The following is a 22003-nucleotide window of genomic DNA, read 5'->3' as shown; positions in this document are numbered from 1 at the left end:
CCTCAGTGGAATCGGCACCCCGAGCCTAACGGCTCGAGGCGGGCAACGCCGCCCACTTCAGAGTTTCAACAGAGACCGGGACATTCCCCGAATAAACCCGGGCGATGCGGCGATATACTACAATATTGCCGGGACACTTCAAGAAAAAGGTGAGGTAGAGGAATCCGTCCGTCACTATCTTCGAGCGCTCGAACTCGCTCCCGATTACCACAAGGCGCGAGCGCAGCTTTTGCACCAGCTGGCGCATCTGTGCGACTGGGATCGACTGCAATCCTTCAGCACGGGCACGGCGACCCTGGGGATCGTCGGCGAGCCGGTCGAGCCGTTCGCTTTGTTGTTCCTGGAAGACTCGCCCTCGCGCCAGCGTATCCGCTCGGAACGGTTTGCCGCTAAGAGGTTCGAGGCGAGCCCCCTCCCCATACCGATTCGGACTGTCGTTCCGCGGAAAAACTTGCGCATCGGTTATTTCTCAGCCGATTTTCACAGCCACGCGACCATGTATCTTCTCTCCCAAGTCCTGCTGGGGCATGATCGAAGTTCGTTCGAGATTTACATCTATTCCTATGGCACCAAGCAGGACGAATGGATCACGCCCACCCTGAAGAACGCCGTTACCCGTTTTCAGGATGTGCGGGAATTGTCCGATCTTGATCTGGCCGGCCTCGCCCGTCGTGATGGCCTCGACATCGCCGTCGATCTGAAAGGCTATACGCGGAATTCGCGGTCCGGCATTTTCTCGCACCGCCTGGCGCCGATCCAGATCAGTTATCTCGGATATCCCGGCACGATGGGCACCCGCTTCATCGATTACATTATCGCGGATGACGTGGTCATTCCGCCCTCGCACCGTGAACACTATACCGAGAACGTCATATACCTTCCCCATTCGTATCAGCCGACCGACAATAGCAGAGAAATTCCGGACAAGCCGTCGAGCCGCCAGCAATTCGGGTTGCCGCCAGACGGCTTCGTCTTTTGCTGCTTCAATGCGACCTACAAGATCACCCAGCGCGAATTCGCCATCTGGATGCGCCTTCTCGACAAGGTCGATGGAAGTGTTCTTTGGCTGTTGCGATCCAACAAGTGGGCCGAAGCGAACCTTCGTGCGGCGACCAGGACGCACGGAATCGATGAATCACGGCTCGTCTTCGCGGAACGGCAGCCGCATCTTGAGCATCTGGCGCGGCACCAGCATGCGGATCTTTTCCTCGACACGTTCAACGTCAATGCCCATACGACGGCGAGCGATGCTCTATGGGCCGGGCTGCCGATCGTCACGAGAATGGGCGAGCAATTCGCGGCAAGAGTGGCCGCGAGCGTCTTGCATGCCGCAGGGCTTCCAGAACTGATAACCGATTCCGACGAGGCCTATGAGATGCTCGCCCTCGACCTGGCGACGGATCGATGCAAGCTCGACGCGATCAAGCAGAAGCTTTCCGACAATCGTCTCACCCAGCCGCTGTTCGACAGCAGACGCTATACGAAACATCTGGAAGCTGCCTATCGGCAGGCCTATCAGCGCTATATTGACGGCAAGGCAGCCGACACGATCCGGGTGGAAGACGATATGGCGGGGTGATTGCCCAGACGGCAGATCGATCTCGCGATCGCAGCGACCGTAAGATCGGCCGACCGCACCTGGTTGCCCGGCGTACATTGCAATCCGCAAGAACTACAGGGCGTTTCAGACACGCCTCAGAAAACCGTCCGGTGAGGCCGTGATCATCAGCTTGTGCTCGATGTCCTTGTCGATCTCGAAGTGCAGGGACTGGCCGTCTCGGCCAGTCCGTCCGGTGGTGTTCAGCGCCTCCATGTACTCCCAGACCGCTGTCTTGGGGTTGTTACCTTTGCCCCATGGACGATCGGCGCACATGTCTGCGGGAAGGTTCTCCACGCCGCTATCCCAAACCACGCAGTAACACCCCTTGGACGTCAACGGTGCATACAGTTCAAGCTCCTCCAGCACATGCGCGTGGGTGTGATTGGAGTCCAGGAACACCATGACGCGCTCATAGCCATCGGCATGCGCATAAATCGCCTCCGCCGACTCCCGCGAAATGGACGACCCCTCGAGCAAATGGATCATGCGTCGCAGCGGATGGGCATCCAAGCCTTCGCGGTTATGCGCTCTGATGTCGATATCGACGCCGACGACCTTGCGCCGGCTCGCCTTCGGGTCGATCACGGTCCCGGCTTCGACTGCATCGCAATAATCGAGCAGCGCCAACATCGAGGCGCTCATGATCAAGGATCCGCCGTGAGCAATGCCGGTCTCGACGATCAGGTCGGGGCGGCACGCCCAGATCAATTCCTGGATGGCATAGATGTCCTGAGGCACCTGAATGATCGGCCGTCCAAGCCAGCTGAAATTCTGCGCGTAGCGATGCCGGATGGCCTCGCGAATCCAGATATTGCTCAGTCCGATAAAATCTCGGTCTTCACCGGCATCGCGGATATTCGATGCCACGAAATTGCGAAACTGTTCAGCGGGGTCCATCTCGTCTCCAATCGGCGCGCATTCCGAGGCGTCCTGTCGGCCCTGGCAGGCCCTGCAGTAAGGCGAATCGGCAGCAACGCACAAGCGGATGCTTCAAGGGCCAGGCGCGGCGTCGGTGATGGTCGGGCAGAGAGGGGTACAACGTGGCGGTGGCGAAGACCGCCGACGTCGGCAATGGTTGTCGACAGGCACTTGCCGCCATCTGGAATCGACGAAACCGCCGTCCGTCCGGCTTATCATCAGGCCCACACAAGCGAGTCTCCCTTAAGTCAATCAGGTGATTCTCGGGGACTTCTGGCAGATTTTGATGCAGCGTCATTCACCGTTTTCATCTGTAGCGCCATGCAAATCGGCGCATGCAGAAGCCCGGAATAAGGCATGAAAGTCGTTATCCTGGCGGGCGGCCGCGGCTCGCGACTGGCCGAGGAAACCTCGGTGCGACCGAAGCCGCTGGTGGAGATCGGCGAAAAGCCGATCATCTGGCACATCATGAGCATCTACGCCCATTTTGGCTTCAAGGACTTCATCGTCTGTGCCGGCTACAAGGGCTACCAGATCAAGGAATATTTCGCGAACCTCGTTCTGCACCACAGCGACGTCACGGTAGATCTCGGCCGGAACCTGATCCACTATCACCAATCGGACAAGCTCGATTGGCGCGTCAGCGTGATCGACACCGGTCTCGACACTATGACAGGCGGGCGGCTGAAGCGCGCCAAGCCGTATCTTACGCCGGGCGAGCCCTTTTGCATGACTTATGGCGATGGGGTCGCCGACGTGGACGTGGCCCGCGAAGCTGCGTTTCATCGCGCGCACGGGCTCAAGGCGACAATGTGTACCGTGGCACCACCCGGCCGTTTCGGCACGGTCAATATCGAGGGCGAACGCGTCTCGGCCTTCGTGGAGAAGCCCACGGCCGACACGCAACGCATCAATGGCGGCTTCTTCGTCCTGCAACCGGAGGTGCTCGATCTCATCGAGGGCGACGGCACGGTATGGGAGAGCGGGCCGCTGGAACGGCTGGTCGCCGAAGGCCAACTCGCCTCCTTTCGCCATGATGGCTTCTGGCGTCCCATGGACACGCTGCGCGAACGTATTCACCTCGACGAAATGTGGAATGCCGGCGCCGCGCCATGGAAGGTTTGGACGTGACCGGATTCTGGACCGGCCGTCGCGTCCTCGTCACCGGTCATACCGGCTTCAAGGGCGGCTGGCTCTGTCTGTGGCTGGAGCGCCTGGGGGCGCAGGTGACGGGCGTTGCCCGCGCGCCCGAGACCGAGCCGGCGCTTTATCACCTGCTTGGCCCCTGGAGCGGCCATGAACATCATCTCGCCGACATCCGCGATCTGTCGGCGCTGGCGCCGCTGGTAAATACGGCGCGCCCGCAAGTGGTGTTTCATCTGGCTGCCCAGCCGTTGGTGCGGCGGTCCTATGCCGAGCCGGTCGAGACCTTCGAGACCAATGTCATGGGCACGGTGAATCTTCTTGCGGCCATTCATGGGGCGCCGGATGTGCAGGCGGTGGTGGTGGTGACCACCGACAAGGTCTATGCCCATCGCGATGATGGTCGTCCGTTTGACGAGGACGACCGGCTCGGCGGCAATGACCCCTACAGCTGCTCGAAGGCCTGTGCCGAACTCGTCGTCCAGGGTTTCCGCGACAGTTTCTTCGGTTCGGGCGGCCCGGCACTGGCCACCGCCCGCGCCGGCAATGTGGTCGGCGGCGGCGACTGGTCGGAGGATCGGCTGGTGGCCGATTGCGTGCGTTCGCTCGAAGCGGGGAGGCCCGTCCATCTACGCGCGCCGCGCTCGATCCGGCCCTGGCAGCATGTGATTGAGCCGCTGGCGGGCTATCTGAAACTGGCGCAGGCGCTGACGGAGGAGCCGGCCCGCGCGCCGCAGGCTGTGAATTTCGGTCCGGACCCGGATCAGTCCGCCACGGTAGCCGAGATGGCGGAGCGGCTCGCCGCCGCTTGGGGCGCTGCCGAAGCCTGGCTTGCCGACGAGGGACCGCATCCGCCCGAGGCGAAGGCGTTGCGTCTGCGCTCGGATCGCGCCGCCGAGGCACTGGGCTGGCGACCCCGCCTATCGCTGGACGAAACCCTTACCTGGACCGCCGACTGGTATCGCGCTCACCGCGCCGGTGCCGACATGCGCGAATTCACGACGACGCAGATTGCCGCCTATGAAGAGCGGGCGTCGCGATGAGATTCATTGAGACGAAGGTGGCCGGCGCCTGGGAGATCGAGATCGAGCCACTCTCCGACGAGCGGGGTTTTTTTGCGCGCGCGTTTTGCGCGGAAACCTTCGCGGCGCGAGGGCTGATGGATCGATTCGTTCATGCCGACATTTCCTTCAACCCCTCCCGGGGCACGCTGAGAGGGATGCATCTCCAGGCTCCTCCGAGGGCTGAGATCAAGCTCGTTCGCGCCGTGCGCGGCCGAATTTTCGATGTCGCCGTGGATCTGCGACCGCAGTCGCCGACCTATCTCGGCCATGCCGCCGTCGAACTCGACGCGAGCCGCTGGAACGCCCTCTATGTGCCCGCCGGCTGTGCCCACGGGTTCCTTACCCTCGAAGACGATTGCGAGGTCCTCTACCTCGTCTCCGAGATCTACGCCCGCGACCTCGCCCGCACCTTCCGCTGGAACGATCCCGCCTTCGGCGTGAACTGGCCGGCCGAACCCCAGATCATCTCGGCCCGTGATGCCAATGCAGAGGACTTCAAGCCATGAACGCTCCCTTCGATCCCGCAAAGCTGCCTGCCAGCGCGCCCACCACAGTCATGGAGGCGCCGTCCGATGTGACGCTCAGCATCTGCGTCCCCACCTACAATCGCGCGCGCTTCCTCGAACATCTCTTTCCGCATCTGGCCGAGGCGAGCCAGGCCTTCGACTTCACCTATGAAATCGTTGTCTCGGACAATGCTTCGCCGGACGATACGGCCACCGTGGTCGAGCGCTTCCAGGCGGACGGCTTGCCGATCCGCTATTTCCGTCAGGAAGAGAACAAGGTTCTTTCCAACCTCCTCAGCGCCTTCCACCACGCGCGCGGACGCTATCTCGTCTATCTGGCGGATGATGATCTGATCGTACCGGAGGCGCTGGCCGACAACATCCGCTTCATGCTGGCCAATCCGGAGATCCGGGCCTGCTACACCCCGTGGGACATCTACGACGATGTGAACAAGGCCTCGCATCAGTTGTTTTATCAGCTGGATAGCGAACTCGCTGTCTTCCATCCCGGTCAGGAGGTGGATCTGCTCAACATGCTCGTCAAAAATCACATCATCCCGGAGATCGCGATCTACCGGGCCGATGCCGTGCGCTGCATCGTCTCGGCGCCACGCTTCTGTTACTGGGCGTTCAGCTATCTCGCCACAATCGCCGCGCAAGGGCCGATCGCCTTCCGGCAGATGCCCTACTACCGCTCGGTGACACTGTCGCCCGTCATGCCCAACCGGTCCCAGGAAGGAACTGCCGATAACCTGACCAACTGGGACAGCTTTCGAGGTGGCATCGAATATATGATTTTCAGCCTACTGCGCCGGCACAACGTAACCCCCGACGCGGAAGTACGGCTGGCGTTCCGCGACATGGTGGACAGCTTTCTGCAATTGCGTATGCGCGTGACCTTGAGACTGTGGCTGGGCCGCCGGGATTATATCCGCGCCTATGAAATCCTCTGCCGCCTGAACTATCTCAACCCCAACGCGATCGAGGGGATCGACAATCTGGAGAAGCTGTCGCCGTTGATCATGGCGCAGACGCTGGCTCGCCTCGCCAACGGCATCGCCGGAATCGACCGCGTAGTGCTGGCCGGTATCGGCGACAGCGATGCCGTCGGGACCATGTTGCGGGATCTGGGGCTGGAGGAGCGTATCCGGGTTGAAGCCGCCTCGGATGCGCCTGACGAAGGCGCCCGGACTGGCTGCCTTGTCTTCATTGGACAAGAGGATCTGCGCCAGGATTTTGTGGATCAAGGCTATGAATCTGGGCTCATCGTCAGCGAAAGGAATATCAGCGCCAACATTCTGATCTAAGCAACTCCTTGCCCGCTGGCTGAACACCTCTTCCACGCTCTCACAAGCCGACTCGTGTCCGCTTGCCGCCGCGGCTAAAGTCGAGCATTGACCGACCAGCCACATCGGTGGCGCCGGACCGCATTGGAGGCGAACGAGTGAGATCGACCCGACGCAATGGAGCGATCTGGTGAACTGCAGGCACTGCGGCGGCGCCCTTCGTCTGCCGTTTCTCGATCTCGGCAGCGCTCCGCCCTCCAACGCCTACCTCACCGAAGAGGCGCTGCGGGAGCCGGAAATCTGGTTCCCACTGCGGCTGCTGGTCTGTGGCAGCTGCTGGCTCGTGCAGACCGAAGATCACGCCGGCCGCGCCGCACTGTTCACCGATGACTACGCCTATTTCAGCTCGTTTTCGTCTTCCTGGCTGGCGCATGCGAAGCGGTATGTGGAAGCGATGATCGCACGCTTCGACCTCGGAGCTGAAAGTTCGGTCGTCGAGATCGCAGCCAATGATGGCTATCTCCTGCAATATGTCGCCGCCGCCGGTATCCCCTGCTATGGAATCGAGCCGACCGCCGGCACAGCCGCATCGGCGCGCGTCAAAGGACTCGAGATCATCGAGAGCTTCTTCGGCAATGCGCTGGCCGAAACCTTGGTCGAGCACGGCCGACAAGCCGACCTCATAGCGGCGAACAACGTGCTGGCGCATGTGCCGGACATCAACGACTTCGTGGCAGGTTTCGCCAAGTTTCTGAAGCCGAGTGGCGTTGCGACATTCGAGTTTCCGCATCTGCTAATGATGGTGCGGGACAACCAGTTCGATACCGCCTACCACGAACACTATTCCTACCTGTCACTGACGGTGGTGGAGCGAATCTTCACCCACAACGGACTGTTGGTTTTCGACGTCGAGGAACTGCCGACCCACGGTGGCAGCCTGCGGGTCTTCGCCCAGCGCCGCGATACGGCCATCCATCCCGTGTGCGCATCCGTTCCGGCGCTACGGGAGCGGGAAGCAAACGCGGGTATGAGCGACGCCGATTTCTATCGCGGTTTTCAGGTCGCGGCCGAGCGGGTCAAGGACGATCTGACGCGCTTCCTGATCGATGCCAAGCGCCAAGGCCTGACCGTTGGCGCGTACGGCGCGGCGGCCAAGGGCAACACTCTTCTCAACTTCGCCGGCGTGAAACGCGACCTTCTGCCCTATGTCGTGGATAAGAACCCGGTCAAACAGGGACGATTCATGCCCGGCAGCCGCATTCCGATCGTCGCGGAAGCTCACTTGCGGGCATCGCGGCCAGACCGTGTCCTGATCCTGCCCTGGAACCTCGCCGATGAGGTCATGGCCCAATTGGCTTACATCCGCGAGTGGGGTGGCGCCTTCGTTACTGCCGTGCCGAGGATAAACCTTATCTGACGGGTCGCGGAGAGATGCTGTCGGCGCAAGCCCAGCGCATCCGAGTCAGAGGACGCTTACGACGCGACGGTTCGCGTCTCGTCGCGCGGGCGCGACGTCTGCCATGGTTGAGATCCGACCAAGGGGGCGAGGCTTGGATCGTCTGGAAAGCAGGCGCGAAAATGCCCAATGCTGCCCTTGGATGGGCTTTCGGAGAGCAGATGCGCGCTGTCCCTCCTTCCCGCTTCTTGCGGGTCCGCGCGTAAGCTGGAGAGGAACCAGGCGCGCGAATCGCGCCCCAGAGCTGCGACAAAATCACGGCGCTGGCGGGGGTAGTCGGCCAATCGTGCATAGGTCTCGGCGAAGACGCCCAGCGTTTTCGCGGGCGTGCGCGACCTTGCCATGTCGGCAGCCGCCGCGGCTCCCAGCTTCGCCACCTCGCCGGCGTTTTGCCGTATCCGGTCGAGCAACGACGCGCACTGGGCGACATCCCCCACGACGAAGCCGTTACGGCCATGGCGCACGATACTTCGTTCGGCCGGGTTATCCCACACGATGGGCGTAGCTCCCATCGACATGGCTTCAACCAGTGCGTTCTCGCCTGTGCCGTAGTGGCCTGGGCTCAGGAGATAAAAGAAGACGTCGATCCCTTTCAGGACCGCACGCGGATCTTTGGCATAGCCCTCGAACCGAATTCTCTCGGGATATCGCATAGCGGCGGCGCGGGCTGCGACCTCCCCCGTTGGGTCAAGGTGACCCCACATGGAGACGCGAATGTCACCGTCCATTGCATCGATCACATCGAAAATAGCCGGGTGCATTTTGATGAAATCGAGCGTGCCGAGATAGCCATAGCGCAAAGGGTGTCGGGGACTCACCCGGCGCTTGGGCGAGGCGAAGCCGAAGCCCGAATTGGCGATGCCGAACGCCTCCGGGCGTGCCTCCACCAACGGCAAGAGATTGGTCGCTTCCAGTGAGCAGGGAGAGGTGAAGAGCGTACGATCCGCCTCAGCCAAAAGGCCGGCCGGAATGAGCGGCTGGCCAAGACCCGAAATATGGACCCATAGCGCCAGACGCATCGCCGGGAGGGGTGTGGTGGCGAGCGAATGATAGACACGGGGATGGTTCCACCATTCCACTTGCACCACATCCGCCGCTTCGACCAGATCGCAAAGCCGCTTGCTGCCGGGGCGGACAACAATGTGCCCGCCGGCCTCCGCGATGCGCCTGACGAAGGTAGTGTCGCGCGGCTCTTCCAGGAGAACGTATGTATGGCACAGGTGACGCCCTCCGTCCGCAGGCTCGTCTCGGCTGGCTTCGGCCAGCACGGCGTGGGCCTTGCCGACGCCGCCACCAAGATGAGCGCAGATGTGGAGGATGTTCACTCAGCCGCTTCCAATATCGGCCGCCGTCCGCCGGGCGCCGCGATCGCAGGATCGAGCGTGACCTCTGCTTTGAATTTGGCCAGAAGCTCGACTCGATAGGGATCGATATTGTCCGGAAGGCAGTGACTGAGTTGGCCGCAACCGCTGCAGACGTTATTTTCGCAACGCTTGCCTTCAAGGTGCTGCAGGCGCAGCGCGTTCATAGCGTTGGAATTCCAGATCGCCTTCATCGACGTCGTCCTGACGTCGCCAATGATCAGCTTGCGCCCCCAGTCGAGAAAGCAGGAACTGACGAGCCCGTCGGCATTCACCGAATAACCATAGAAAATGTAGGGACAGGTCTGCGTCGTCGCGACCGGCTGCTGGTAGATTCCTTGGGTGATCTTGACTCCCGTGTGGGCTTCGATGTCGAACTCCGGCCAGCATGGCGCGAAGTTTTCAATGAAGATGCGATCGCAATGGTCGCCGAAGGTGTCAAAGAATTCCTGCCGCTGCGCCTCGGTGATCAGCTCGCCGGGGATCTTGACCACCACTTCGCACTGGCCCTTGTTTTCGTAGAGCCATTTGACGTTCGTGACGAAGCCTTCGAAGTCGAAATCGAAGCCAGTGAAGCGCCTGTATTGCTCGCGCGTCATGCCGTCGACGGAAATGTTGATTTTGTCGAGGCCGGCTTTCAGTACCGGGCCGAGGCGTTCCGGGGTCAGGAAGGTTCCGTTGGTGGTGGTATCGATATAGTCGACATACCCGCTCGCCTTGGCATAGGCGATCATGTCGGCGAGGCGCTTGTTCAGGAACGGCTCGCCGTCCTTATATAGCCGCAACACCTTGATGGGTTTCTCAAACTCGGCGAGATCGTCCACGATCTTCGTGAATACGTCGAACTTCATGGCGCCCTGGTAGCGACCGGTCTCGCGGATCATGTCGCGATGGCCGGTAGGGCAGAACGTACACTGGAAATTGCACGAGCTGGCGGGATCGACGAAGACGACGAATGGGGTCTCGAGCGGAATAACGGTCTCGAGCGCCGTCCGGTCGTCGAGGTTTATGCGCGGCTTGATTTCTGCCTTCATGAATTCGGACTTATCCTCAGTTTCCAGCCGGTACCAGGTTGCACACGCCGACGACCGCCGTTGGATCTCCTGGCCGCGGCTCGGCGGCGCCAAATTCCAGCAGGTCACGGCGCCCCATTGCGTCCGCCACACGCTCGGCGAGCTGCCGAACAGTAACGGCGCGACCAGAGCAGATGTTAATTGCGCCAGGCTGCCCTGTGTCAACCACCTGCGCCACCATGGCACCGGCTGCGCGGACATCGAGAAAATCGCGTAGCTGCGTGCCCGATGAGAGCCGGGCCACCTGTCCGCGATCGATCTGCTGGCGGACATAAGCGGCGAGACGACTGGGGTGCTCCCCCTCGCCATAGAGATAAAACAGCCGGGCCCATGAGAACGTGGTGTCGGTCTCTGCAAAGAAGGCGCGGACCGTCTGGAACAAGGCGAGCTTTGCCGTAGCGTAGAGTGTCGTTGGTCCGAGCGGCGATTCGCTGCTCAGATGCGCAGATGGCAGCGCATATTCGAAGCAGGTCCCGATGCCGATGACGTGGCCGACACCGGCAGACGCGGCCCCACGCGCCAGCGCCAGGCTGCCACGAACGCAATCGAGGTTTTCCGGCGCGTGGAGATAAATGCCGGGGGTCGCAAACCATGCCGCATGGATGATGGCGTCCACCCCGGCGCTCGCCTTAGACCAGAACGCCGGCTCTTCCGCGAACAGGTCCTCGGTCTCGATAATGTCGGCTTCTGCGGCCAGCCGGCCGCCAGTGCCAGTGCGCAGCACCACCCGCACGCTGTGGCCGTTCTCGCTCAACGCGCGGTGGATTTGCCGTCCGACGAAGCCAGTGGCGCCAGTGAGCAAAACTGTCTTGGCGGGAAGCGAGCCCGGCCGCATTGAGGCGGGACAGTCGGTATCGGGCCGAGGTTCAGTCTGCATGGCGGCGCTGCCGTTCGCATTGCTGTATCGTGATCACACTGCCACCGGTCAGATGGCTCATGGCGGGAATCACTGTGGCCACCGCGCAAGCGCCACAAGGTTTGCGGCAGGGAGCGCGTTCAGGGTGCCGTTCGGTAGACTGCGGCGACAAAAGCCGCAGATTGATGACGCCGTATAGCCCGCCGAGCCTGGGAACTCCAGGCGGAGCGGTCAAATGCGCGAGAAAGGGATTGGGCCGAGGTGCGGCAGCGTAATTGGGAGAACCGGCTGTCGCGGCTGCGCGAAGAATGGTGGGTGGCGTGACCTCTGTTTGCCCCGCTGCATCCCCCGGTCGCGATGACCGGGTCAGCCGCCATTTCGACACCATGCCTGATTCCAGCGGAGCTTCTGCTTTGCTCCGGGCGGTCAATGCTGCCGCGCCCGGCGGCAGTCCCGTGGTGCCCGGCAACCGTCCGCTCTGGCTCTATGGTGCCGGCGATCTGGGTAAGCTGGCCCGCAGTCATCTCGATGCGGTCGGCCAGCCCATCGCAGGCGTTGTCGATCGCAACGCCGAGGCGCATGCAAACGATCCGGCCTGGGCCGGCATCCCGGTGCACGCGCCCGAGACCGTGCCGAAGGAGGTGAAGGCGAAGGCGTTGCTCGCAATCTCCATCGTCACAAGCCCCTACGCGCCTTTGCACAAAGTGCTCAACGACCAGGGCTGGACCACATGCGTGCCCGTCTATGACGTGGCCGAGGCGTTCCGCGACAGCCATCCACTGAGCAATGGCTGGTTCGCCTCTCAGCTCTCCGAGCTGGAACTGGAAGAAGCCGGCCTGGTGCTGGCGGCCTTCGCCGACGATGCTTCCCGGGCGCATTACCTGCGCTTTGCCGCTTGGCGTCTCAGGCGGCAGGAGTGGGACTTCGCAGGTGCCCCGGTGGTCCCGCGGGAGCGCTTCTTCATCCCCGAGATCAAGGCGGCCCTGCGCCCCGACGAACGCTTCCTCGATGCTGGCGCCCACCATGGCGGCGTGACCGCCCGCCTGCTGGCGGAAACCGAAGGTGTCTTCTCGACGGTCTGGGCCGTGGAGCCCGACGAGGCCAGCCGGGCCGGGCTCCGATCCTATGTCGAAGGGCTTCCTCCGCAGCTGCGGGACCACATCCATGTGGTCGACGCCGTGCTTGGCGCGCGGCGCGAGCCGGTCCGCTTTCATGATGGTCTCGGCTATGCATCGCAGATCGCCGTTACAGGTCAGGTTCTGCGCTCCAGCGAGCCCTTGGACGACCTGGACCTCGACGTGACGTTCATCAAGCTGCATCTGGAGGGGGCGGAGCTCGCCGCTCTTATCGGCGCGCGGGAGACGTTGCACCGGTGCCGACCGCTCGTCGCGCTGACTGTCTATCACGATGCTGCCGGCCTGATCGAGACGCCGCGCTGGCTGGTGCGGAACCTGCCCGATTACGCAATTTTCATGCGCACCCATGCCTGGTGCGGCACAGGCGCCGTGCTCTATGCCCTTCCCAAAGAGAGGCTCGTTCCATGACCGTATCGGCCGCCGCCAATCGTTTCGTCATGGATCTCGGCATGAACAATGGCGACGACACTGCCTACTATCTCGGCAAGGGGTACGATGTCGTTGCGCTGGAGGCGAACCCGCGACTCGCCTTCGCCGGTCGCGCACGGTTTGCCCCCGAAATTGCCGCCAAGCGTCTGACGCTCGTCGAAGCCGCAATTTGGAAGACGTCCGGCATCGTGACCTTCCATGTCAATGACGACAACGATCATTGGAGCAGCATCGAGCCCGGTTGGGCGGGGCGCGACGACACGGCGACCCACCCGGTGGAAGTGCCCGCCGTGACTCTCGGCGACCTGTTCAAGCGCCATGGCTCGCCGTTCTACCTGAAGATTGACGTCGAGGGCGTGGACGGGCTGGTGCTGGACCAATTGCGGGAGCAACCCACCAAGCCTTCCTATGTGAGCGTCGAGGATTGCCGCTTCGGATTCGACTACATCGAAACACTGGCCGCTGCTGGGTATGACGGCTTCAAGCTGCTGGATCAGTCTACGGTGGGGGAGATGCGGGATACGGAAATCGACTACGACTTTCCCGCGTCATCCTCAGGCCCCTTCGCCGAGGATGTGCCGGGCCACTGGTTGGCCAAGCGGGAGTTCGTTGACCTCTATGCGAGGACGGTGCGCGACCGGTCGGGGCGCCGACTCGCACCGAGGACAAACTGGTGGGATATCCACGCGGCACGGCTCTGAAGCCGGGATCGACGCGAACGACCGCGAGCCGTTCGGTCCTGCATCAGAACTTCGTCAGGATGACCGAGCGCGTAGCCTTCAGCTACAATGGGAGAGAAGATCGCATTCGACCGCCACCGCCATCCCCCCCCTCGCGCCAGGAGGGACGGAGGCCGCGCCCATTTGACCCGGCCGACCGTAAAACCATGTCTGCCGAACGTCACGCAGGGATACGTCCCCTTTGGTCCGGACGCGAAGGTTCAGCGTCACACCAGCCTGTCATGCGACCTGACATCAGGCGCTTGCCGTCGAACTGGGGTCGTCGGCCCCGGTGTCTTTCCCAATCTGTCGTCCGACACGGAGCAGGCAGCGATCGCATCGGAGCCATCTGCCATGCCGCCTCCGAAGCGACAGATGTTCCCCTCAGGGGCGGAGCCGTTCTCGCCGGCACTTCCGCCGACCTCGTCATTTTCGCGGTGTTGTTTCGCAGTCGATTGGACCGGTCCGCTCGGTTCGCGGTACGCCGAAAGGCGATGGACGGGGCGGGGCAAGCCGCGCATGGTGCGGCCATCAGGAGCGGCGACCGGGTCTGACGATCATGGCAGTAGCGACGCCGTGATGTGTGCCCAACCGCTGATCGCAAGTCGGACGTGGACCATGCCGTGGCTCCAGGCCATCACCGCCCCTCCAGGACATCGGGAGTCCGACCAGTGAAAAAGCTGCTCTTCATCATTCCCCCCTATTTCAACGCGAACGACTATCTCGACAAGCATCGCGCGGCCGTGCTGCCCGCCTTCACGATCCCCTACGGGATCCTGTCGATGGAGGCCTATCTGGTCAAACACTGCGCCCAGCTGGGCGGCATGCGATTGCTGGATCTCAATGTCACGCTCAAGCGGTTGGTGGAAACGCGGACGGTCGATGCCCACGAGGCCGTCTTCAATGCCGAACTGCAAGCCGTTCTGGAGGAGTTCCAGCCCGATATCGTCGGCATTTCGGCGCTGTTCAACTCGTCGTTCGGGTATATCCAGCGGCTGGTAAAAGTCGCCAAGGATTTCGACCCCGGCATCCTCACGATCGCCGGCGGCGGGTTGCCCTCGGCGGCCTACAAGTTGATGCTCGACACCTGTCCGGATCTCGATGCCATCTGCAAGGGCGAGGGCGAACTGCCGCTCAAGGCGCTGATCGATTCAGACGATCAGGCGCAGGTCATCGCGAACCATCGCGCCTGGGTCGACCGGCCGGCGATTGCCAGGGGCAAGGCGCCGGCCCACGATTTCATCGCTGATCTCGATGACATCCCACCGATGAACTATTCGATCATCGATCTCGACAACTACAACCAGCGCGGGATCGACAAGCGCTACACCGACCAGCCGAAGCGGGAAATGGCGATTCACACCTCGCGCGGCTGTCCATTCCTGTGCGTGTTTTGCTCCAATCCCTCGCTGCATGGCCGCGATGTCCGCTTCATGTCGGTCGAGCGTGTGGTCGCGGATGCCAGGCGCATGCGCGACGATTTCGGCATGACCGTTCTCATGCTGGAGGACGACCACTTCTTCCATGACAAGGAGCGCGCCAAACGGCTGCTGCGGGAGCTGGCGAAACTCGACATACGCTGCGAGTTTCCCAATGGCGCCGCAGTCTATGCGATCGACGACGACATGGCTAAACTGCTGGCCGCAGCTGGGGTCTCGGCGGTGGCATTGGCCGTGGAATCGGGGTCTAACCATGTGCTCAACAACATCATCAAGAAGCCGCTGAAGAAGAAACTGATCAGGCCCGCGGTCGAAGCCTTGCGCAAGCACGGTGTGCGATCGCATGTGTTCATCGTCACCGGCCTGCCCGGCGAGCTTGACGAGCACCGGCAGGAAACGCTGGAGATGCTGCTGGAAAACGGGTTCGACTGGATCCACGTCTACCTCGCGATCCCGATTTTTGGCAGCCGGCTGTATGATATCTGCGTCGAGAACGGCTATATCGAAAACACCGGCAATGAGAATTTCGTCGCGACCAAATCGGTGATCCGGGCGCCGGGAATCGACCCGGTGAAGCTCGAGGCCTTTGCCTACGAAACCCAGCTTCGGGTGAATTTCGTCGAGAACTACAACATCAAGATCGGGCGGCATGACATCGCGCTCCACTACATGAAGAACGTCGTCGACAAATATCCCGATCACGGCTTCGGCCACTTGTACGTTAGCCAGTGCTATGCGGCGCTCGGAGACCAGGAGCTGGCGCTGGAGCATGCGGCCAGCGCACGCACCATCTTCGACACCGACGACTGGTGGAAAGCCCTCGCTATCAAGCATGGGTGCGACTATCGGCGCATCATCGATGCGGCCGTCGACGAACAGCCGCTGCCGCCAGTGGCTGGTTCGGCCAAGCCAATCGTGGAAATGGCTTCAGTGTGATGGCGGCTTTCCTGTCCCCGTATTCCTCGGCCAAAGGAGGATCATGTTACCGTGTCCTGTCCCGCGATCGTCGCCCCCGGCGCTTCGAGGCGGTCCAGGCATCGCTGCGCAGCCGTAACCCGAAGCTTTCATCTCCTCGCATACTTACGGGTCCGATTGCTGCGCATGGAGGAAGAGCTGGCGAACGCGCGACAACGGATCAGCCGCCTGATGACGGTGATGGAGCGCGGTCTCATCGAAGCGTTCGATCCCGATCTCGCAGCGAAGCTTTCTGCGGAAGCAACTCACAATGACGGAGGGCGGGCCGTACCCACTGGGAGTCAGGAATGGTGCACCCGACAGGGTTCGAACCTGTGACCTTCGGCTTCGGAGGGCGACGCTTCATTCGGCTGACCTACAGGGTCGCAAACCCGGCCGACGATGTCGGACCCGCGCCTATCGCAACGTTCGCGCCGAAGATCGAAAACAGTACCGTCAAGGACCACTTCTGTCCGGATGGTACTTCCGAATTTGGAGCTGATCAATATGGACGAGGCCCGTCACACGGACCGTCAACTCCGATTGCTGCATACCGATAGACACCAATAGGATATGATAGATTATTATCTATTTATCAATGCGTTATAGCGTATCGTGGCGTGCCTTCGGATACTGCCGGAGGAGCGAAAATCACTCCCATTCGATTGTTTGCGAGTGACATAAGCTATTGTTTTTCCTAAATAAAATATTTTCCAACCTTCATCATACCGTCACGTGCACCGTCAAAAAACGGCGCTGTTGAAATCACTGGCTTTTTTCGAACATTTGCGAAAATCATGCCTTCGCCATCTATCGGAGGCGGTCGGACGAGTTTCCGCAGTGCAGGGCGCTGAGCGACGATTCGTGTCTTTGCACAAAGTACCGTCAAACAACGCATATCACGCGATCGGCGGCCGTGTCATTGCGCTGCGGCCACCCTCCGCCGACCGCGCGACCTTGCCACTGGCCATCGCTCTGGCTATATTACTGGAAATAATTCGGAGCCGATTATGGGAAGTTCACAAAAGCGCGCCATTCAAAATTATCGCTCTCGCCTTGGCGAGCGCGGCCTTGCGCGCTTCGAAGTGCTCGGCCGAGACGCTGATCGCGACCTCATCCGATCGCTGGCCAGGCGCCTGTCCGAGGACACGCCCGAGGCCTCAGAGCTTCGCGCAACCGTCAGCAAGTCGATCGCTGGCGATCCCCCGAAACCTGGCGGCATCCTCGCTGCGCTGCGGCGTTCGCCGCTGGTGAGTGCGGAACTCGATCTTCCGCGCCCCCGTGAAGAGAGACGCAAGGTCGACCTGTGACGCGCTATCTCCTGGACACCAACATCATTAGCAATGTCGTCAAACCGCAACCATCAGACTCGCTCTTGGCGTGGATGTCGACACAACGCGATGAGGACCTGTTCATTGCGTCACTGACCATTGCAGAAATCCGCTGCGGAATGTTGGAGAAGCCATGGGGCAAGAAGCGCGAGGCTCTGGGCAAATGGTTCTCGGGGCCTGAAGGGCCTCAGGCTCTGTTTGCGGGCCGCATCCTGTCGTTCGACGACAAAGCAGGCCTCATCTGGGCGCAGCTGATGGCGGCGGGGAAAGCGGCCGGTAAGCCGCGCGGTGGGCTCGAAATGATTATCGCTGCTGTCGCAGGTGCGAACGACTGCGTGGTAGTAACATACAATGAAAAGGACTTTGTCGGAGTTGAGATCGTCAATCCTATGCGCGGAGCGATCTAGTGCAGAGCCGGTTCAACGAATGCGTTGGGAGATATGATGGCTGAAACCCAAATAGAGTAGACGGAGCCGCAGGCTGTCCAAAGACTTCGAGAACCTGTCGCGCAACGCGCTCGCCTTCCTCAAACTGGCGTCTATCCGCTTCATGATCCGAAGGTTCTGTTTGAAATGAATAACTTTCCGGACCAACTCTAAAGTCCGGCGGGCGTTCCCAATCCGCGCTTCGCCGATATTCTCGCGCGAGGGCACTTCGCGCGGATCGTGCATCCTCCGGAAATGCTCGGGAATGTCGACGGCCGGACAATGCGGCGGCGCAATATTCTTGCAGCGAAAGAACGGCCGTCAGCGTCCCAAAGGCTGGTCCGCGCTGCGGTAAAATCGCCTTGCTTGCTTGATAAAGATCAACGTTCCGTCATGCCGGGCGGATACCATCGCCGCGAAATCACGCCAAGCCGCGCGCTGGGCGGTCGGAGCTAGGTCGTTCTGCCTCGCCGTTAACCGCCCGATCCCCGCCCAAAGGTTCGACGCCATGCAAGCCCTTCTCGACCGAAGTCCACTTCATCGACTTTTCAATCCGGAATCCATCGCCCTGTTCGGCGCCAGCGATGCAAAAAACAGTGTCGGGGCGAAGGTCTGGTCGAATTTGACCACCGGAGACTTCAAGGGCCGCCTCGTTCCGGTCAATCCAAAGCACAAGGAAATCGGTGGAGTGGCATGCTACCGCTCGATCCTCGATGTGCCCGGCGACATCGATCTGGCGGTCATTGCCACGCCGGCGCGCACGATCCCGCAGATCATCGCGGATTGTGGCGAAAAGCGCATCAGAAATGTTATCGTCCTGTCGGCGGGCTTCGTGGAGGCTGGTGCGGAAGGCCAGCGGCTGCATCGCCAACTGCTCGACGCCGCGCACCGCGCGAACATGCGCTTTCTCGGTCCAAACTGCGTCGGGCTTGTCCGTCCCTGGCTCGGGTTGAACGCAACTTTCCTGAATTCCGGTGTGCCGCAGGGCCGTCTTGCTCTGATCTCGCAATCCGGCGCGCTTTGCTCGGCCATCGCCGACTGGGCTGCACCACATCATCTCGGCTTTTCGGCGATCGTCTCACTCGGCAACTCAGCTGACATCGACTTTGGCGATGCCCTGCATTTCCTTGCCGTCGACCCGAAGACCGAGGCGATCCTTCTCTACGTCGAGGGCGTGCGCAATGCGCCGTCGTTCCTGAGCGCGCTACGCGCCGCAGCACGCACAAAGCCGGTCATTGTGTTGAAGGCCGGCCGCCACAACCAGAGTTCGACGGCCGCCCACACCCATACGGGCGCGCTGATAGGATCGGACGAGGTCTTCGATGCCGCACTTGCGCGCGCCGGGGCTGTGCGGGCCCGCACCTTCGGCCAACTCTTCGCCGCGGCCGAGATCCTGTCGGCCAACAAACGCTCGAAAGGCAACAGGCTTGGCATCGTCACCAATGGCGGAGGCGCGGGCGTTCTTGCCGCGGATCGCGCGGGCGACATGGACGTGGATCTCGCCGCTCCGTCGGAGGCCACCGTCACGGCGCTGGACAACATCCTGCCGCCCTATTGGTCGCGCGCCAACCCGATCGACATTCTCGGCGACGCCGCGCCCGACCAGTTTAAGGCCGCGGTGAAGGCTGCCCTCGCCGATCCGAATTTCGACGGTCTGCTCGTGATGCTCACACCTCAGGCGATGACCGACGCGACTGCGGTCGCGGAAGCGGTTGTTTCGGCCCTCGCCGAAAAACCCACCAAGCCGGTGCTCGCCTGCTGGATGGGCGAAAGCTCGGTCGCCGAGGGACGCTTCCATCTGAGCGAAAACGGCATTCCCGATTTCACCACGCCCGAGCGTGCGGTCGAGGCATTCTCCTATCTGGCCCAGCACTACCGGCACCGGAAGCTGGCGCTGGAAACCCCCGGCCCCGGCAACGCCTTCTCGCCGGATCTGAGCGGAGCGCGGATGATTATCGCCGACGCACTCAGCGAGGGGCGCAGCATGCTCTCCGACATCGAATCCAAGGCCCTGCTGCATGCCTTCAACATTCCGATCAACGTCACCATCGAGGCCGCAACTCCCGCCGCTGCGGTGATCGCCGCCGAGACGGTCGGCTTTCCGGTCGCGATGAAGGTCAACTCGCCTGACATCACCCACAAGTCGGATATCGGCGGCGTACGCCTCAACGTCATGAATGCAGCCGACGTCAAGCTTGCCTTCCGGGAAATCGCCGCGGGGATAGCGAAAACACGCGCCGATGCAGCTTTTCTCGGCGTTACTGTTGAGCGCATGGCCCATGTGGAGGATGCGCGCGAGCTTGTCATCGGAGCCAGCCGCGATCCGGTGTTCGGTCCGACTATCCTGTTTGGAGCAGGTGGCACGATGGTCGAAGTGCTGCGCGACAGCGCCGTCTCGCTACCACCGCTGAACACGGTTCTGGCAAATCGACTGATCAACCGCACACGGGTGTCGCGCCTGCTCGACGCCTTTCGCGACCGCCCGGCGGTGGACCGCGAGGCGGTGGTGGAGGTGCTGTTGCGCATTTCCGATCTCGTCTGCGAATTAGCCGAGGTGACGGAACTCGACATCAACCCGCTGTTTGCCGGTCGCGATGGCGTCATCGCCGTCGATGCGCGCATCGCTATCGCCCGACCGCCGGCGCGCAGCGGTCCGTATGACCATGTCGCGATCCATCCGTTCCCGCGCCATCTCGTCTGGAAGGAGCACCTCTCCGACGGCACTCCACTGACCATCCGGCCGATCCGCCCGGAGGATGCCGAAAGCGAGCAGACCTTTGTGCGCGAACTCTCGCCGGAAGCCAGGCAGTTCAGATTCATGGGCACGCTGAACCAGCTTTCGCAGGAGATGCTCGTGCGTTTCACGCAAATCGACTATCGCCGCGAGATGGCACTGGTTGCGATGACCGAAGGTCCGCGCGGACCACGTCAGCAAGGAGTCGCGCGCTACGTCATCAATCCGGATATGACAAGCTGCGAGTTCGCCGTCGTGGTCTCTGACGAGGTGCAGAAGCAGGGCATCGGCACGCGGCTGATGAAGGCGCTGATGGAAGCGGCGCGCGACGAGCACAGCCTGGCGGTGATGGAGGGCACGGTGCTGGCGCGCAACGCCTCGATGCTGCAACTGATGGCGGAACTCGGTTTCTCGGAAAGTCCCGATCCCGACGACCCCGGGCTTGTCTTCGTCGAGCGGGCGCTCTGAGGCATGCTCGGTATCGTTTCGCACCCCGACTGCCTGGAACACGACGCCGGGCCACTCCACCCCGACACGCGCCGGCGTCTGGACGCGATTTCGAACCAGATGATTTCGTCCGGCCTCGATTTCGTGGTTCGGCATTACGACGCACCGCTTGTCACCCGCGCCCAGCTTGAGCGCGTGCATGAACCGGTCTATCTCGACCGGCTCGAAGCCACGTCGCCCGCCGCCGGCTTGGTGGCGATCGACGGTGACACAGTGTTGTCGCCCGGTACCTTGCGCGCGGCGCAACGGGCGGCTGGCGCCGGTGTCCTCGGCGTCGACCTGATCCTCTCCGGCGAGGCCGGCCCGGTTTTCTGTCCGGTCCGCCCGCCGGGCCACCATGCCGAGGCGGGCGCGGCGCTCGGCTTTTGCCTGTTCAATAACATTGCCGTCGCTTCAGCCCATGCGCTCGATGCGCATGGGCTGAAGCGTGTCGCGATCATCGATTTCGACGCTCATCACGGCAATGGCACGGAGGAAATCTTCAAGCATGACAAGCGGATTCTGTTCTGCTCGTCCTTCCAGCACCCATTTTATCCCTTTACCGGCCATGCATCCGAGACGCCCAACCTCGTCGCTATCCCGCTTGCCGCCGGCGCGACCGGACCGGAGTTTCGCGAAGCGGTTGCCGATCATTGGCTCCCTGCCCTCGAACGCTTCGCACCGCAGATGGTGTTCATTTCGGCAGGCTTCGACGCCCATATTCTAGACGACATGTCGGACCTCTGCCTGACGGAGGCCGACTACGTATGGGTGACCGACAAGCTTCTTGGCGTCGCACGCGCGCATGGCGAAGGCCGCGTGCTCTCCATGCTTGAGGGCGGCTACGAACCCGCGGCGCTCGCTCGCAGCGTCGTCGCGCATCTGAAAGCGCTGATCGGGTGAGCGCCGCGAGCGGTTCCGGTATCCGCGATACTGATCGCCTATTCAATTTCCCGCGCTCGAAGGCGCAGTGCCTCTGACGGTCTGTTTGGCATCAAGGCATCGCCCCTTAGGTTCATCACGCTTTGGCACCTTGCCGCTCGCTTTCGCCATGATCACCGGCGCCCGATATATGCCGCCCGCGACG

The 22003-nt window shown here is 61.9% G+C and carries 18 protein-coding genes and 1 pseudogene; 15 read left to right on the top strand and 4 right to left on the bottom strand.

All coding sequences use genetic code 11. From position 1 onward, the window contains the following. A partial coding sequence (locus VQ044_RS13530; protein WP_442880639.1) for an O-linked N-acetylglucosamine transferase, SPINDLY family protein occupies positions 1–1579 on the top strand: 1579 nt, incomplete at its 5' end. 105 nt (positions 1580–1684) lie between these two features. Here the strand turns inward: VQ044_RS13530 and VQ044_RS13525 are convergent. Further along, positions 1685–2497: a cephalosporin hydroxylase family protein gene (locus VQ044_RS13525; RefSeq protein ID WP_327646723.1), complete on the bottom strand. Its 813-nt coding sequence runs from the start codon at positions 2495–2497 to the stop codon at positions 1685–1687. A 378-nt stretch (positions 2498–2875) separates the two neighbouring features. Between VQ044_RS13525 and rfbF the strand changes: the two genes are divergently transcribed. The 5 genes from rfbF (at position 2876) to VQ044_RS13500 (ending at position 7934) form a co-directional block, all read left to right on the top strand. Next, positions 2876–3649 (top strand): glucose-1-phosphate cytidylyltransferase, encoded by a 774-nt coding sequence (rfbF, locus tag VQ044_RS13520; RefSeq protein WP_327646724.1) that lies wholly within the window; start codon positions 2876–2878, stop codon positions 3647–3649. Beyond that, entirely contained in the window at positions 3640–4704 is a 1065-nt protein-coding gene (gene rfbG, locus VQ044_RS13515; RefSeq protein WP_327646772.1) for a CDP-glucose 4,6-dehydratase, read from the top strand. Before rfbF ends, rfbG begins: the two co-directional genes overlap by 10 nt. Further along, positions 4701–5231, top strand: coding sequence for a dTDP-4-dehydrorhamnose 3,5-epimerase (rfbC, locus tag VQ044_RS13510; RefSeq protein ID WP_327646725.1), 531 nt, complete (start codon positions 4701–4703; stop codon positions 5229–5231). Before rfbG ends, rfbC begins: the two co-directional genes overlap by 4 nt. Beyond that, positions 5228–6538 (top strand): glycosyltransferase family 2 protein, encoded by a 1311-nt coding sequence (locus tag VQ044_RS13505; RefSeq protein WP_327646726.1) that lies wholly within the window; start codon positions 5228–5230, stop codon positions 6536–6538. Before rfbC ends, VQ044_RS13505 begins: the two co-directional genes overlap by 4 nt. Positions 6539–6707: 169 nt before the next feature. Next, positions 6708–7934: a class I SAM-dependent methyltransferase gene (locus VQ044_RS13500; RefSeq protein WP_327646727.1), complete on the top strand. Its 1227-nt coding sequence runs from the start codon at positions 6708–6710 to the stop codon at positions 7932–7934. 56 nt (positions 7935–7990) lie between these two features. On the opposite strand, the gene VQ044_RS13495 is transcribed toward VQ044_RS13500, so the two are convergent. From VQ044_RS13495 to VQ044_RS13485, 3 genes are read right to left on the bottom strand one after another with little or no spacing between them, the layout of a single operon-like run. After that, on the bottom strand, positions 7991–9298 hold the full coding sequence (locus VQ044_RS13495; RefSeq protein WP_327646728.1) for a glycosyltransferase: 1308 nt from the start codon (positions 9296–9298) through the stop codon (positions 7991–7993). Then, positions 9295–10368 (bottom strand): radical SAM protein, encoded by a 1074-nt coding sequence (locus VQ044_RS13490; RefSeq protein ID WP_327646773.1) that lies wholly within the window; start codon positions 10366–10368, stop codon positions 9295–9297. Before VQ044_RS13490 ends, VQ044_RS13495 begins: the two co-directional genes overlap by 4 nt. A 16-nt stretch (positions 10369–10384) precedes the next feature. After that, positions 10385–11242, bottom strand: a complete 858-nt coding sequence (locus tag VQ044_RS13485; RefSeq protein ID WP_327646729.1) for an NAD-dependent epimerase/dehydratase family protein — start codon at positions 11240–11242, stop codon at positions 10385–10387. A gap of 434 nt (positions 11243–11676) precedes the next feature. Between VQ044_RS13485 and VQ044_RS13480 the strand changes: the two genes are divergently transcribed. The 9 genes and pseudogenes from VQ044_RS13480 (at position 11677) to VQ044_RS13440 (ending at position 21819) form a co-directional block, all read left to right on the top strand. After that, a complete protein-coding gene (locus VQ044_RS13480) occupies positions 11677–12807 on the top strand; it encodes an FkbM family methyltransferase (protein WP_327646730.1) in 1131 nt (376 codons plus the stop codon). Further along, positions 12804–13529 carry an FkbM family methyltransferase gene (locus tag VQ044_RS13475; protein ID WP_327646731.1) on the top strand — a complete coding sequence of 242 codons (726 nt, stop codon included), beginning with the start codon at positions 12804–12806 and terminating at the stop codon, positions 13527–13529. Before VQ044_RS13480 ends, VQ044_RS13475 begins: the two co-directional genes overlap by 4 nt. A 689-nt stretch (positions 13530–14218) precedes the next feature. Beyond that, entirely contained in the window at positions 14219–15922 is a 1704-nt protein-coding gene (locus VQ044_RS13470; protein ID WP_327646732.1) for a B12-binding domain-containing radical SAM protein, read from the top strand. Positions 15923–16087: 165 nt separating this feature from the next. Then, positions 16088–16279, top strand: coding sequence for a hypothetical protein (locus tag VQ044_RS13465; RefSeq protein ID WP_327646733.1), 192 nt, complete (start codon positions 16088–16090; stop codon positions 16277–16279). A gap of 671 nt (positions 16280–16950) precedes the next feature. Further along, on the top strand, positions 16951–17250 hold the full coding sequence (locus VQ044_RS13460) for a hypothetical protein (protein WP_327646734.1): 300 nt from the start codon (positions 16951–16953) through the stop codon (positions 17248–17250). Next, positions 17247–17678, top strand: coding sequence for a type II toxin-antitoxin system VapC family toxin (locus tag VQ044_RS13455; protein WP_327646735.1), 432 nt, complete (start codon positions 17247–17249; stop codon positions 17676–17678). The genes VQ044_RS13460 and VQ044_RS13455 overlap by 4 nt, the downstream gene beginning before the upstream one ends. Positions 17679–17739: 61 nt before the next feature. Then, a pseudogene (locus VQ044_RS13450) lies at positions 17740–17847 on the top strand (IS5/IS1182 family transposase); the annotation flags it as partial. A gap of 357 nt (positions 17848–18204) precedes the next feature. Next, complete coding sequence (locus VQ044_RS13445) at positions 18205–20898, top strand: bifunctional acetate--CoA ligase family protein/GNAT family N-acetyltransferase (RefSeq protein WP_327646736.1); 2694 nt, start codon at positions 18205–18207, stop codon at positions 20896–20898. A gap of 3 nt (positions 20899–20901) precedes the next feature. Beyond that, entirely contained in the window at positions 20902–21819 is a 918-nt protein-coding gene (locus tag VQ044_RS13440) for a histone deacetylase family protein (RefSeq protein ID WP_327650927.1), read from the top strand. The last annotated feature ends 184 nt before the right edge of the window (positions 21820–22003 follow it).

Origin of the sequence: Aurantimonas sp. C2-5-R2 (genome assembly GCF_036549495.1) — a bacterium.
In the GTDB taxonomy this organism is placed as follows: Bacteria; Pseudomonadota; Alphaproteobacteria; order Rhizobiales; family Rhizobiaceae; genus Aurantimonas; species Aurantimonas coralicida_A.
The sequence above is the reverse complement of the archived record's forward strand: the minus strand, read 5'-3'. Positions and strand labels throughout refer to the sequence as shown.